At 38.4% G+C, this 14,615-nt stretch carries 9 protein-coding genes and 3 pseudogenes; 3 read left to right on the top strand and 9 right to left on the bottom strand.

Annotated elements, in window-relative coordinates; genetic code table 11:
- Window positions 1-94: 94 nt before the first annotated feature.
- Window positions 95-272 (top strand): annotated as a pseudogene (locus UP17_RS29715) (IS4 family transposase); the annotation flags it as partial.
- Between the two features lie 735 nt (window positions 273-1,007).
- Here the strand turns inward: UP17_RS29715 and UP17_RS12585 are convergent.
- From UP17_RS12585 to UP17_RS29540, 8 genes and pseudogenes are all read right to left on the bottom strand, one after another.
- Window positions 1,008-3,383: a M14 family zinc carboxypeptidase gene (locus UP17_RS12585; RefSeq protein ID WP_061463317.1), complete on the bottom strand. Its 2,376-nt coding sequence runs from the start codon at window positions 3,381-3,383 to the stop codon at window positions 1,008-1,010.
- Window positions 3,384-4,318: 935 nt separating this feature from the next.
- On the bottom strand, window positions 4,319-5,707 hold the full coding sequence (locus tag UP17_RS29255; protein WP_061463318.1) for a M28 family peptidase: 1,389 nt from the start codon (window positions 5,705-5,707) through the stop codon (window positions 4,319-4,321).
- A gap of 245 nt (window positions 5,708-5,952) precedes the next feature.
- Window positions 5,953-6,336, bottom strand: a complete 384-nt coding sequence (locus UP17_RS12595; protein WP_061463319.1) for a hypothetical protein — start codon at window positions 6,334-6,336, stop codon at window positions 5,953-5,955.
- A 542-nt stretch (window positions 6,337-6,878) separates the two neighbouring features.
- Window positions 6,879-7,361 carry a DUF2690 domain-containing protein gene (locus tag UP17_RS12605; RefSeq protein WP_061463321.1) on the bottom strand — a complete coding sequence of 161 codons (483 nt, stop codon included), beginning with the start codon at window positions 7,359-7,361 and terminating at the stop codon, window positions 6,879-6,881.
- A 573-nt stretch (window positions 7,362-7,934) separates the two neighbouring features.
- A pseudogene (locus tag UP17_RS26530) lies at window positions 7,935-8,376 on the bottom strand (transposase); the annotation flags it as partial.
- A 114-nt stretch (window positions 8,377-8,490) separates the two neighbouring features.
- A complete protein-coding gene (locus tag UP17_RS28830; RefSeq protein WP_081108810.1) occupies window positions 8,491-8,625 on the bottom strand; it encodes a transposase in 135 nt (44 codons plus the stop codon).
- 221 nt (window positions 8,626-8,846) lie between these two features.
- Window positions 8,847-9,188, bottom strand: a complete 342-nt coding sequence (locus UP17_RS28835) for an IS110 family transposase (protein ID WP_250211661.1) — start codon at window positions 9,186-9,188, stop codon at window positions 8,847-8,849.
- Between the two features lie 5 nt (window positions 9,189-9,193).
- Window positions 9,194-9,325: pseudogene (locus UP17_RS29540) on the bottom strand (hypothetical protein); the annotation flags it as partial.
- Window positions 9,326-9,525: 200 nt separating this feature from the next.
- On the opposite strand from UP17_RS29540, the gene UP17_RS12620 reads away from it, so the two are divergent.
- Both UP17_RS12620 and UP17_RS29720 read left to right on the top strand, forming a co-directional pair.
- On the top strand, window positions 9,526-10,137 hold the full coding sequence (locus UP17_RS12620; RefSeq protein WP_061463323.1) for an undecaprenyl-diphosphatase: 612 nt from the start codon (window positions 9,526-9,528) through the stop codon (window positions 10,135-10,137).
- A 383-nt stretch (window positions 10,138-10,520) separates the two neighbouring features.
- Window positions 10,521-12,038, top strand: a complete 1,518-nt coding sequence (locus tag UP17_RS29720) for a COG4705 family protein (protein ID WP_061463324.1) — start codon at window positions 10,521-10,523, stop codon at window positions 12,036-12,038.
- Between the two features lie 936 nt (window positions 12,039-12,974).
- On the opposite strand, the gene UP17_RS12630 is transcribed toward UP17_RS29720, so the two are convergent.
- On the bottom strand, window positions 12,975-14,318 hold the full coding sequence (locus UP17_RS12630; RefSeq protein ID WP_061463325.1) for an SCP2 sterol-binding domain-containing protein: 1,344 nt from the start codon (window positions 14,316-14,318) through the stop codon (window positions 12,975-12,977).
- Window positions 14,319-14,615 lie beyond the last annotated feature (297 nt).

The following is a 14,615-nucleotide window of genomic DNA, read 5'->3' on the forward strand; positions in this document are numbered from 1 at the left end:
CACATGCCCATCAAGCTAAGTTAAAACGATACCTTCAAAAATGAAAAAACGCTATGCTTATCGAAAGAAGTTTACGAGATAGGATGGTGTTTTTATGAATCCTATCATCTCTAGTGAACTAACACTTTTCGCACAAGAATTACAACGCTTTTTATCTCCAATAGTCCTACAAGAAATCACCAAACAAGTTGGTTTTGTATAGCGATCTAGTAAATATAAGCAGATGAACTATCACTAATTGCGTTTGGCTCAGCCAAGAAGTCGCTCGTACATGAAGATAGAAAACTAGTGTGATTTTCGACTGATAATTTGCATATATTTTAAATGTTATTTTGCACATCCAACTTTAAAAACCCAGCTATCTTCACATGAGAAGATTAGCCGGGTTTCTTAATATTTACATCCAATGATTTAAAGAATTGATTTGAAATTAAAGCACTGCAGAGGCTTGACTAACTATTGAGACAAGCTGTTCGAGATCAATCGTATCCCATTGCGGAGCTTCATTGTCTTTCTTTCTGGGGGTCCATCGAAAATGGCTTCTGGAAGATCCAATGTGACGGCATTAAAAATTGTAAAGCTGACTGCTGCTTTAGATGTCGAGATAACTTCAGCATACTTTCTGTTTTTTTATAATGTCACAGTACGAAGACACTACGCTTATTAAAGTATGCCCCGGTAGTTGAATAAGCAAATATTTCTTTCATGCAAGTATAAAGCTACCAATGTGGTTTTTCAATGGATGCCCATCAAAACAGAATGGTTATTAAGGAAAGTGTTCCTTTATAACGGAATAAGCAAATCCTGCGGGGTTTGCTTTTTTGTCTGGAGAACCATTGATAACATTGTGATGCATGATTTACTTCCAACCTCATCAGAAATATAGCCCAATCCTTTCCGTTATAGCAATTGCTGAGATAATTGTTCAAGACTTAGTAGCAGGCGTTTAGCATTTTTTAAATAGCCAAAGCCGGATTCATTGCTGAATCCGGCTTTGGCTATTTCTACTATTTTTCAAAAATTGCATTTGATAGAAGACGGAACAAGTAATCCGGGTGGTCGCGGAAACCTGCTTCTAACCCAATAAGAGTTACATCTTTGTTCTGTTCTTTTACGATTACGGCTTGGCCCTTGGCGGTTATGTTATCTTTCCAGTGACCAGCTACGAAGAAATTATCTGAATCTGCAAGGGTCGCGACGACTTCATCATTATCCGTACCCGTGAACCATGTTGGACGATAGACAAAGCCGATATCATCCTCACCATATCCTGCTGTTAAACCGGTTCCCTCATAATCGACTTTTACGATACCATTACTGTTGGAACCTCCTACATTAATGATGTCGTCTGTAAGACCAAGTGTCTTAGTTGCTCTAGATGCCCCAGCACCTACAGCTATATATTTGCCTCCTTCATTTAAGAAGCTTGTCATATTTTCTTTAAACGCATTAAGTTGCCCGTCGTTCTGTAATCCAAATTCTTTATTAGCTTGAGATAGGTTGGTAGAAATTAGACTTTCCGTTCCACTATAGACAAAAATATCAAAACCGTAAAGGGTATTTGTAGCCACTTCGACTGGCGTAACTTCTGTCACATCAAAACCTAGTCTTTTCAAAGCGAGCTTTGTTCCTGCGTGTGATTTCTGTTTACCCATACCTCCATCCTTTAATATAGCCACTTTTAAAGTCGTAATAGCCACTGCATCTCCTGGTACCTCAGCAGTTCCAACCTGTAACCCAGATTCTTTCACCGCTGCTGATACCTGATTAGCTACTGCTTTTGCAAAGAAGTTGCCCTGGGCATCACGTACTATAGGTATTCCTTGCTTAAGCAATGCATTCACTAAATTTACCGATTGGACAGAGCTGTTCGGAATCAAAAACGGTCCTTTTCCTGAAACCGTTCCTTGACCTGTAATCTGGTTTACTTTCGTTGCTTTAACTTTAATAGGATTTTGTGTGGCTACTGCCTCGAATCCCCAAAGCTCCGGTAAACTCCATGCGGAAATGTCGTACATCGCTGGGGTATCGTTCGTGATGTCTTCCCCATCCCAGAGCATCGTGTTTGCTAATCCGGCTTTCGCCTGATCCATCTCAACGAGATAAGTTCCTTTTGGATATGACACTCCATCCGATTCAAATGCATTCACAGCTTGAACAACTTCAATATCATTATTGATCAAATGATTTACTGCCTTATTCGTAACAGTCGGATCCTTAGGGTCTAGTGGAAGTATGTAAGCTTTTGGAAACAGCCCTTCCTTATGAAAAGGATGGTCAAAGTTAATTCCTCTTTTAAAAATTTCAATTTGATCAGTAATCATGGATTGCTTGTTAGCTGTTGCAAATTTCAGTGCCCCCATAATCGAATTATACATCCATCGTACGCCATCCCAATCATTTGTTGGAGCTTCTAATGTATGACCGTAAGCACCATGGTACATCGCATACATTGGTGTGAAAATTGGTGGGTAATCATCCCAGCCAGCGGAATCGTCGCGCAGCGGAATATAGGTACCTTTCATGTTTTGATACAAGGATCCTGAATAGTTCCCATGATCCTTCATTATTTCCGCTTCCATCGCTTCTGCCTGTTTATAGGCCCATTTTCCGTATAAGTCATACTCGTAATTAGGATTATGGGGTGGCGTACAAGGCTCAATTAACCCCTGCAGATTTGGCTGATAATTCTTCACATAGCCATGAGTATCAAGGAACACCATCGGGTTCCATTCTTTAATGAGCTCAACCATCTCTTTTGTTTCTGGCTGCGACTGGGTGATAAAGTCACGATTTATGTCAATTCCTTCGCCATTAAAGCGGGTGGCATCAATACGTCCATCAGGGTTTTGTACCACATTGAAAATAAGAATGTTATTCTTTAAAACGTCTTTGGTTGTTGAATCATTTTGGGTAGCAAAACGTTCAATTAATTGAAGGATTGCATCGCTTCCGACAAATTCAGTCCCATGAATAGAACCATTAATCATGATTGGAACTTTAAAGTCAGGATTATTGGCAACCCATTCTTGAGCTTTGCCTGGATTCTTAAACATTTGCTTTCTAAGTGCCTTCACTTTTCCAAACTTCCCTTGCGTTGTTGGGTCAGCAATCGTGACAACGTAGAGTGGGTTTCCATCAGCTGATGTTCCACGGACTTCAACTTTCACACGGTTTGAAAGTTTTTCAAGCTCTTTTAATTTGGAACCAATTTGTGAGAATTTCACAAAGTCATAGTTTTCGCTATTAAACTTGCTTCCGTCCTGTTCCTCATATGTATTCACATTTGTCCGTTGAGGTTTCTCAGCATGTCCAGAACTCCACGGAATTACTGTTAGTAAACTCACAGCCATCAGGCCGGATAATGCTTTTTTCTTTTTCATCCTAAAACCTCCAGTATGTATATATAGTGATTTTTTCTATATATTAAAATACATAGTTTAATTGAATACAACACGAAATGACTGGCTAATGGGCTGAACAAATTCTGTTGAAAGCGCTTTAATTTTATTGCGTTGAACAAACCACATCTTTAAAAATAGTCTGTATAAAATTTGATAAGCTCCCCCAGTAAGTAATGCTACATAAAGTTGTCCTTCCGAGGAGCGAATCCCAATAAAATAAACAATGAATGACTTGGTGGAAACGCAATACCTAAACCCGCATTACCAGCGTCTACTAGCTGCTTTAATTCCTTTCTAGACTAATAAATTTCTCCTTTTCTGCATCCTACTAATATTTCTTTTCTAAAAAATAAATTTCCATACATGTTTAAGAGTATCGCCTCCTTATTAAGAGATAGTAACCCACAAACTTAGATAACTGTTTTATAATATTTTACACTTATTTTTGTGTGAATTAAGAATTTTCAGTTAATAACGACTGAATTTTTATCCTATTTTCATCACTTCATAAGCATATTAGTATTTATAAATAATTTCCATGCGCTTCTAAATCGGTAAAAAAAGCACTGGTCTCGTACAATGTGTCAAACAACTTAGTTTAGCAAGCTTCTATTGTACGCAATTCGGTCGAAGGTTAGAAAAATTAGGATATACCGTAAATATATTAGAAGCATACTAACCACCGATTTATTTGGTGAACTTTATTAGGGCGCTGCTCTTTTTCAAAAAATTGAAGTTTGCGTTTTATTTTTTATATGGTCTTTTTCCTGATTATTAGTGTTTAATTATAGTGAAAAAATTAAGCACGAGGCGCTGGCCGATAAAAAGAAGAGAGCATCTGTAAACTACACAGCTGCCCTCCTGATTTTCTCCAAGATCCATTATTAATCTCGTAATTCTGTACAATGAAGTATTTAATCTACCGGACGGTCATCAAAATCATAGTCTACCGTGACAGGTGCTACACGTGCATTTGTTAATGCCGGAGTTTCCGGACGGGCAATTTGATACACACTGGCACCGACAATTTCAGCTGCTTGCTGCAATTTTTCTTTCGATATCTTATCCAGTGTATCTGTAGGCTGGTGATACCAAGGCTCTACAGGGGAATGGATAAACAAGGCGGATGGAATGCCAAGCTCATGGAATGGTTGGTGGTCACTCCTGCCCAGCTGTCCATAAGGAATCGCAACATCCATCGTTCTGGCCCCTGCTGAGGAACCCAGGTCCGTCACAAGGTTTTTCATTCCATCAATGGTATACATAATCAAACCACCTGCAGGATTATCCTCGCCAGCATCACGTCCGCCTATCATATCCATTTGGAAGTGAGCCACCATGCGGTCTACATCCTCTTTGGGAAGGGAATCTGCATAGAAGGATGATCCAACGAGCCCTCTTTCCTCAGATCCGAACGTGAGGAAGCGAATTTCAGTGTCAATTGGCGTTTTGGCCAGGATCCTTGCCAGTTCCAGCACAGCTGATACACCAGAAGCATCATCGTTTGCACCAGGGCCGCCCGAGACAGAATCATGATGGGCTCCAACAGTCACGATTTGACCATTATCCTTATTGGCTTTTGGTTTTAGGGAAGCGATGACATTGTAGGATGTCTTTTCGATTCTTTCAGCTTTTCCCACTTCCAGAGTGGACGTGATTTGTTTAGATTTAAGCTGTTCGACCAATTCTAACCCTTGGGCTTGGGTAATGGCTACAGCAGGTATATTTTGCCCCGCTGATACTTGTCCGAAATTATTTCCTGATGGTGAGTTGTTGTACATTAAAACGCCAACCGCTCCTTTATTTAGGACATTCTGAACCTTTTCAACAAAGGTAATGTCCCCACGTTCAACTAGTGCAATTTTCCCAGATACATTTTCTCCAACTTCCTCTGGCTTTGCTTTTCCAACATTAACAAGTTCGGCCGTTACCTTTCCGCTGATACTGCCGCTAAGGGCACGCGGTGTTCCTCCTAAATCACTGTCACCAATTTTCACTTTTACATTTTGCACCGTATCATAGATGGGAAAAGGCTGAACCTTTGTTTCAAAACCAAGACTCTTAAACTGACTTTCTATGTATTTGACTGCACGGAGCTCCCCTTCTGTACCAGCAGCCCTCGGTTGCTCTGATAGATAGGCAATCGTATTATACATATTGTCCGCACTAATTTTTTTGATAACTTTGTTATCAAAAGCTGTGTCAGACTGGGCATTTGTTGCCCCGTTTGTTTGTGCAAATACTGTACCAGTTGATAGAGCCATACCCGCAGCTAATAGTACTGTTAGTGATTTTCTATACATGTAATCCCTCCTTATTCATAATATTCCTAATTATGTATTTAACTGAATAGTTTGTAAATGAGCCATTAGTCTTTAAATTCCAGTTATCAATCGGTGTCTGACACCCACTCTCTTTATATCTGCCATATTTACTGAAATTAAAGGACTTAAAACATCAAATAGATGCTTCCTTTTATTATTTCAATCATCATCTTAAATTCATTAAAACTCAGACAAAAAAGCACCCCAACTGGATGCTCAAGTTTCTATACCGGCCTAGTATTATAATTCCCAGATAGTAAATAGTATTTTAAATAACTTTCATTCAAATCAGTTGAAGCTCCATAGTACAAATACAAATACAAAAGAAATCCCGCAAGAGTGTTGTCGCCCCATTCCTCAAAGAACCAGCCTGCTTTTTGTTCATCAGTATAGGTAGATATCCAAGAAGCCTTTATACTAAAAATAAAAAAAGGGACCTGTTTTGAATGATTGCGTATATATTCTGGCTTAGAATTTTCGTAAATAAGTGTATTGACTCGTCGACGCAATTTTTTTACTGATATACCTTGCACTAATCTTCTTTGGAGTTCATGAAAAATAGCTCTATCAGGCTTTACTTCAATTGCACCATCTACACCGTCAGCCACAATTAGACTATGTTTACCACTATTATTGACGGTATGAGGGAAAGACGCATTGTAATAGAATTCTGGGTCAGGTTATTTAACCGTTTTATTATTAAACACAGCTTTCTCCGGATCAATTTTGTAAATCACACAATTAACGATATATTTATTACCTTTCCCCATAATCAACGTTTCACATCAAATATAGCCCATCTTTCAATCATTCTTTTTTCAAAACGATACAACTTTATTAAGGGCACGGAAACGATTCGAGGATTAAGGGGCCATATGTATAAAAATTTACAAACTTTGTAAATTATCGAACCGAATAATCGGATAACTAATGCGGATTCTACCATATTTCAACAGGACTTAAAAATGCTAATTGAACCTTGGCTAACTGTTAAACAATATGATGAAAAAGATATTTATAAAAAGTGTTCAACAATTAAGATAAGTCTTTCAAACAAAGCCCTGAATCTTCTACTTAGCGTAGAAAATCCAGGGCTTTTTATTCCAAAAATTGTCTTAGCGTATTCGCGTTTTGTCGGCAGGACCCCTATTTAATAGTATCCAGTAATACCATAAGCCTCAAAAGGATTCGAGCTTGTTGATCGATATCCTTCTGCTTTCGCATAATTTCCCACTGGATCATCAACCATGGGGGTATAACATGATTTTTGTCCGGAAAGTACTTTTCCATTTCCTCCAGAACTATTACAATCATATGATCGGAGCTTTATCGAATGATCGGAATTATACTGGTGAATAAAGGCATTCCCTGTATAACCGGATGGCAAGGCAGAATTAAATGTAGTTTTCGCCCAAGCAGACTTACAGGATGGACTATATTTCACCTGAATTGTTCCAACAATGGTTCCATTATCCTTCTTCACATTCGTAGAAACTGCCGTGTAGGCATCATTTTGACAACCAGTAGAAACTGGACTCTTCCCGTTATAACTTGCAGCCTCTACATTGGGAATAGAAAATGACATTGTGGTTAACGCCAAAAATGAAAGAAATACCAACAATTTTTGTTTCATTATAATCCTCTCCTCGATATTTTTTCAATACTCTGAAAATTATAACGTTATGTGTATTTATAATCTATATAACTAAACTACTATCTTATTCAACAATCTGGCCCAATTGTTGAATAAAGATCAAACAGCACTCTTCAACTCCCTAAGTTTGATGCAAATATCTCTCGAATGCTCACTTATTCGCAGGATTTCATTACCCTTGATTGTAAGGTCAAAGTTAAATGGAGTGATTTCAGGACATGAAGATTTCGTGAAATCATAGTGAAATAAAGGAGTTGTACAAGACTCCACATTTTGCCATATTATGTACATTCTCCACGCCGCCCCTGGAGGCTTTCCCTCCCATGTCTCAACAGGTCAACTGCCCTATCATTCCTTCTTCATGCCTATCCAAGGGGTGGAGGCCAGTTATGCTAACCTGATGGGTCAGTGCTCTTTTGTTGAAGAAATCTGGTACTCCGCACATATTTGAAATCCTACGAATAAGCCAACATTCGTAAAAAGAAAAAGTCTATGAAAAAATTAGCTTTTGAATGTTCCCTCGAGAACCCAATTAAAAAATCCCCTTTAAAATTACGCAACCGGTTCAGTAATAGGTTGAACTTTTTCTGCACAATAAGCCTCGTTTCTGCCTGCTATTCCAACAAATATCCTAGCTAGCTTACCTACCAATTTCATAATCGATTTCATTTTCTTCACCTTAACATTATTTGGAGTGAATAGCTCGAAATTCCGTGTTATTCATCAAAAGGCTCATGGTGGCTAAGTAAAGGAAACGTCTTAGCCTGGATCGCCCACGCTTAGAGAAGACAATTTAGCCTTTCCACTTACCAGAGCTTGCTTTAGCCAGATGCAACCCAGTGTGCCAAAGTAAAGAATTACCGTTTGAAAAACCACTTAGATCTCCTGCTTCATCTAATATTCCGGCTAAAGAAATTTCACTAATTCCCTTAATGGCAAGCAGCTTCTTGGCAAAAGGTATCTGTTTTAATACATCCTTAACCTCTTGTTCCACTTTCGAGATGTAAGACTGCAAAGTGAGAGTTTAGTAACTGAATGAAATTCTTAACATGGCGTGAGCAACGACAATTCCAGCTCGTTTTCTTCCTTTTCTTGCAGCTGTCCGTCTTTATAGAGGGCCAGGATAGCTTTTAGAGGCTCCAATTGAATGAGCAGCTTCGGTTAAAGGAGACTTTAAATATTTATTTCCCTTTTTGGCTCTGGTGGACTTCCTTTTTCCTGCACTTTCATTGTGTCCTGGCACGAGGGCGGCCCATGAACATAATCTGGCTGCACTTCGAACTGTTTTTCAACGTCTGTTCCGATTTCAGCTAGAATTTGTTCTGCCATTCGAATGGCAATACCGGGTATTGAATCCAATCGTTCTATGCTTTCTTGGTACACTAACTCTTTGGGCAACCTCCTGATCGAGTTTTTCAATCTGTTCAGTCAGAAAGTCAATATGAGTTAGAATCGTTTTGAGCATCATGCCTGATTAGGATTCACGTACCCATTCAGGGCAAGGATTAAATCCTCCTTTTTCTTCTTCATCGAACGTCTCGCAAAGTTTGCTAGTTTCTCAGGATCATCCTCACCATTTGCGATCGCATGAAGCATGTCCTTTGATGAAACGCCCATAATATCCGATACGACAGAGCCTAATTTGATATTTGCACCATCAAGAACCTTTTGAATTAAATTATGCTGTCTAGCTCGTTCTTCAATAATACTTCTGCGATAACGAACAAGCTCACGCAATTCTCGCTGATTTCGAAAGGGATAAAGCTTGCCTTCAACAACCCATGACGAGGAAGTTGAACTATCCATTCAGCATCCTTGCCATCTGTTTTTCGACCAGGGACTGCTTTCATATGTTGTGCGTTAACAACTAAAAATTCCATTTCTTCAGCCTCAATTAAGTTCACGATAGGCTTCCAAAATACATCAAAAGACGCTTTGCACATGCAATAGCTTACTATTTGTTTTTGCCTTCATTTTTAAAAGACTATAGCACTAAACTCGCATTTGTTTTTCTTTTTTAATTTATTTTTAACCTAATTTTCATAGGATGTTCAGGTTCCTTCGATACACTTAGAATGCATGTTTCTGGTCAACTTGATTTTAAATGAGAAACCAAAACCATATAAGCAAGGAGATGAACAATATGAACTATGAAATATTTCAATGGATTAACGGTTGGTCCGGCCATTTCTCTTATCTAGATAGAGGAATGATATTCATCACTAATAGCGTTCCATATGTGGTAATCGCACTTATGTTGTTCCTATGGTTTATTGCAAACAAAGAAAAACGAGCGGAAAAACAGTACACAGCTATATACGCTGTTTTTTCTTGCTTACTTGGATTGTTCATAAACGCAATCCTTCACCTTGTCTACTATCATCCACGTCCATTCATGGCACACCATGTTCATCAGTTAATACTGCATCCTGCTGACTCTTCGTTTGTAAGTGATCACTCGGTATTAGTATTCTCCATAGCATGTACGATGGTGCTACGAAACGACTCGTGGAAGTATCCCATATTAGTATGGGCTATTATCGTTGGCATTTCGCGTATATTCGTCGGAGTCCATTATCCTGCAGACGTGATTGGTGGCGCCCTTATTTCATATGGGGTAAGCATATTCGTTATGCAGTCTTCCAAAAAACTGGAGCCTTTGGTACAAGTGGTGTTCTACATGTATGACAGATTAACGAAACATATCCCTTTCCTGGCTAAGTACAACCATAAAGACTTAAGTCAAGATAGATAAGGATTTTTTCTAATGGAAAATCTACTAAGAGTTGAAATCCTATGGTTAATTGATAAACAAACTTTTTCTTATTATGTGGAAATGTTGTATTTTCTATTTTTGTCAGAGATGGAAATTACTTTGTAACAATGACAACTTCCAAGAAGGAGATGAGTTAGCATTTTCTGAACAAACTGAAATGGTCCAACATTCAGGTCGGTAAATGCTATGCAAAGAATCACAAGTCACCATATTTTTTGGAGCCGTCAAGATTATGGCAACCACTGTGGGAGAAACAGCGCAGACTTCCTTAATGATTAACTTGGATTTGGATGGGTATCCTTATTTAGAGAGAGAAATAAAATTAAGTTGTGGGAAACCACTTTAAAGAAAGGAAATTATATATGCAAGAAAACCAAAATAAAATGAAAATTTCACTTAACAAAGTGCCGCAAGTGACGATGTTCTTTTGGATCATCAAAGTTTTGTGTACAACTGTTGGTGAAACATTTGCTGATTACATCAATTTCAACATTGGACTTGGTTTAACTCTTACTACCATTATTATGGGTGTTGCGTTTTTTATTGCATTGTTTGTTCAATTTAAAGCAAACAAATATGTTCCAGCCATTTACTGGGTAACAGTTGTTCTTATAAGCGTATTTGGAACACTGGTAACGGATAATTTGACAGATAATATGGGCGTACCACTTGAGGTTAGTACAGCTGTATTCTCGGTGTTACTAGGACTGACTTTTCTATTTTGGTATCTTAGTGAAAAAACACTATCGATCCACTCGATTTTTACTAGAAAAAGAGAAGTTTTCTATTGGCTTACGGTCCTTTTCACCTTTGCACTTGGTACAGCGGTCGGCGATTTATATTCCGAACAACTTGGTTTTGGTTATCTTAACACAGGAATAGGCGTTGTTATTATTATTGCTCTTGTGTTCTTAGCTTATAAATTTTTGAAACTTGACGGAGTATTAGCTTTCTGGATTGTGTATATTTTAACTCGTCCGCTTGGAGCGTCAATTGGAGATTACCTATCTCAACCAAAAGTAAATGGCGGATTAGGATTCGGGACAACCGTTACGAGTGTGATTTTTCTTATCGCTATTTTAGCGATCATCGTTTTCCTTGCCATTTCAAAAATTGATACAAATGCTAAAAGTGATATGGCTGAAACAAACCAAAGTAATGCAAATAAGAAACATGTGCTAACACAAACGATTGTTGTACTCGTAATTTTCTTAGTTGTTGGTATAGGTGGTTATAACTGGCGCAGTAATAATATTGCATCACAAGGTGCTGTGGAGCAAGCTACATTAGCAGGTCAATTAAATGATTTTGTTAAAATTGAAAATGATATGCTAAACGCTGTAAATAAAAACGACTTTGCTTCAGCAAAAAAAGGCGCGGATAATTTGGAACATCAGTGGGATACACAAGAACCTATGCTTCGAAAAATTGATAGCACTACATGGACAAAAATTGATGGAACAATTGACTCTGTACTAGCAGCGGTTCGTTCTTCAAAACCTGATATTAATCAAAGCAAAACAGCACTTACTAATTCACTTAGTGTCTTAAAAGGTGCAAATAAAGCAACATCAAAGTCTGGTGCTTCACAAACTTCATTATCTGGACAGTTAAACGATTTTGCAAAAATCGAAATTGACATACGAAACGCTGTAAACAAAAATGACTTTGCTTCAGCGAAAAAAAGGGCAGATGAATTAGAACATCAATGGGACACACAGGAACCTAAGCTTCGAAAAATCGATGGTGCTACATGGACGAAAATTGATGGAACAATTGATGTTGTATTAGCAGCAGTTCGTTCATCGAATCCTGATGTAAACAAGTGTAAAACAGCACTTAACAATTCACTTAGTACCATAAACGCAGTAAATAAATAATAATCTTAGGAATCGCCAATCGCGGTTCCTTTTTAAATAGAACTCTTATTAAACTAAACTCCTCAATAACTAAACACAATCTCACGATTGCTCTAGAATTCTTAGGATTTCATAGCCATATCATTAACCATTATCCATGTAAGATCAGGCATTACTCCTCAAGGATAGGGATTTATCGAAAAAAGCGTATGCTAAACTAGCCAATTATAGCAAAAAATCGGCTTAAACAATGTTATGATCGCAGTTTAGGATGTATAATTGAAATTGATTTATGCAAAACAGGAAGGTAGAAGAGACTAAAAGGCTATAATAGATTTTGACCAATTGCTTTTAGATACTGAAAAAATTGCCGAAGAGTCAACTCCATTTCATCTCGATACAGCTGACAATTATTAGATAAAACGGATAACTGGTAAAGAAAAGCATGTCCAAAGTGGATATGCTTTTTTTGTCACTTTGACCGATTATTTGCACTTATTTTAAGTGTTATTTTGCACATCCAACTTTAAAAACCCAGCTACCTTCACTTGAGAAGATTAGCTGGGTTTCATAATAATTTACATCCAATCATTTATAGAATTATTATGATCTGTTTAGTAAAAAAGCAACTGATTATTATTTAGCAATCGCGCCCTTTTATTGAAAAAGGAACTTAAACTATTATTTTTCAAGGGTACTCATTATTTTATTAATAACTTCGGCGCAAGTCTTAATTTCTTTTATTCCACGAAACAAACTCACCAAAGGGCGGTGTCTGTCCAAAACCTAAAAAAATTCATCCATCCACTGTTTTGATTAACTTCATAAGTTAGCAATTTAAGGGAAACTGTTCCTCTATGTTACTAGGAATAGGTTTTTGCACCAGAACCCATAATGTATCGAACCTAACAAAATGATTATGTTATTTCCCACTTTTCATTAAAATCTTATCATCTTTTATGACGGAAAGCACTTGCTGAAAGCTTTAAACAGCTTTAACTGCCCTTTTGTGCGAATTTTACCTGACATGACGGCTGATAATATCCCTGTTTCTTTGGCCATCAGCCGAATCCATGTTTGACTGTCTGCAATAAGTTGGAAATCTGCATCCCCGAGATGTCCCTTTTCCACAGTAAGGGTCTTGTTCTTTATGATAACCGTTGCTTGAGCATTTTCTTCTCCAGTAAATGTAAAATGATAGGTAGCAGCTAAATCTTTTGCTTGATTTCTTTGAAACATATGAGGAAGCACCTGCAAAAACGCACGGATTGATTTCGATCGTAAGCCGTTGCTCACCGGTCGAACTTGTTTATGGGGAAAACGCTTTTTGACATGATCCTCAGCGTCGGAATTCGGCACTACATACACCATTTCGCTTTTATCCTGTAGTGGTTTGACAACGTCCTTCAAAAATTTCTTGCGATCGTCAAGAAACTCACCAATTACATCTTCTCCAGCAGGACAAACGGACATACAGTAGGCCGCTTTATAGCTAGCTCCAAAAGAAAGGCTCTGCCACATAGATGCTGTTTCTGCATCATTTACTTTGTCCCTGTATGATTTAGAATTTTTGCTATCGGTAATCTTCTTCACCCAATCGCTGAAGCCGCCGGAAAATTCTCGATAGTTGTGCGTATAACAGGCGGAGAAATTAAAATGACCATCAGCGCCAATGGCTCCTACCGGGCAGGCAGCTACGCACAATTTGCACTCCAAACACGGATTATAATCAATGGGCTGACTTTCCAAAGTCATATCTGCATTTGTAAGGATCGTACCTAACAAAATAAAGTTGCCGAACTTGGGATGAATGACATTTCTATGGATGCCTATTTGTCCGAGTCCAGCCGCAACCGCAATTGGTTTATGTGAGATGACCCATGCTTTTCCGGTACTTTCCTGCTCCATCGGGAATCCTGCTGGCGGATTCAATGCTTTGATGCCTTGCTCTTCAAGCTCTTTCACGATTTCATGTCCGATATGCGTTACGTTATCGACAACATGATGAAATTCCGTATTTGCAATGGATCGAGCTGTCGAACGCAAGGGCTCGCGGTTCATTTTACAGACGAAACTAATAAGCGTCCTGGCTTCAGGAAACAGATTCAAAATTTCTTTTTGTTGGTCCTCAAGTTCGCTTCGGTCAATAGTGACGAATCCAACATCGTCGGCTCCTGCATGTAGACATAAATCCCGCAACCATTGTGTATCTATGCGCCTGCCTTCGGTCCCCTGCATAATTTCCTTTTTCTTGTAATATTGTTTTACGGTAGGATGATCATTTATTGTCCCCTTTTTCATGGCACTCAACTCCTTAGTCATTCAATTTAACGCCCAGTCGTACTGTTTGATGGCCTGCCCAATCATTCGAAGTTGTGCATTTCATACAGACTTCGTAAAATTGATTTTTAGTTCTAGCGTTGTGAATGTCTCCCCTTTGCTGAGGGTAGATGCATAGGCTATTCTCATCGCTGTATCAGTAGCATCGCAAAGTACGCCGTCGTGAAGCTTTCTACCAAGGCTCACAGAACTTGTACGGAAAGCTTATCGGAACGGTCAAGACTTAAAGTTTCTTTCTTCTTGCCCATCGATGATCAG

It is taken from the genome of Peribacillus simplex, assembly GCF_001578185.1.
Lineage (GTDB): Bacteria > Bacillota > Bacilli > Bacillales > DSM-1321 > Peribacillus > Peribacillus simplex_A.

What these genes read in the sequence shown, in the direction of transcription:
- UP17_RS12585 (WP_061463317.1), bottom strand. Translation starts at nt 3,383, where the DNA reads ATGAAAAAGAAAAAAGCATTATCCGGCCTGATGGCTGTGAGTTTACTA.
- UP17_RS29255 (WP_061463318.1), bottom strand. Translation starts at nt 5,707, where the DNA reads ATGTATAGAAAATCACTAACAGTACTATTAGCTGCGGGTATGGCTCTA.
- UP17_RS12605 (WP_061463321.1), bottom strand. Translation starts at nt 7,361, where the DNA reads ATGAAACAAAAATTGTTGGTATTTCTTTCATTTTTGGCGTTAACCACA.
- UP17_RS28835 (WP_250211661.1), bottom strand. Translation starts at nt 9,188, where the DNA reads ATGGATAGTTCAACTTCCTCGTCATGGGTTGTTGAAGGCAAGCTTTAT.
- UP17_RS12620 (WP_061463323.1), top strand. Translation starts at nt 9,526, where the DNA reads ATGAACTATGAAATATTTCAATGGATTAACGGTTGGTCCGGCCATTTC.
- UP17_RS29720 (WP_061463324.1), top strand. Translation starts at nt 10,521, where the DNA reads ATGCAAGAAAACCAAAATAAAATGAAAATTTCACTTAACAAAGTGCCG.
- UP17_RS12630 (WP_061463325.1), bottom strand. Translation starts at nt 14,318, where the DNA reads ATGAAAAAGGGGACAATAAATGATCATCCTACCGTAAAACAATATTAC.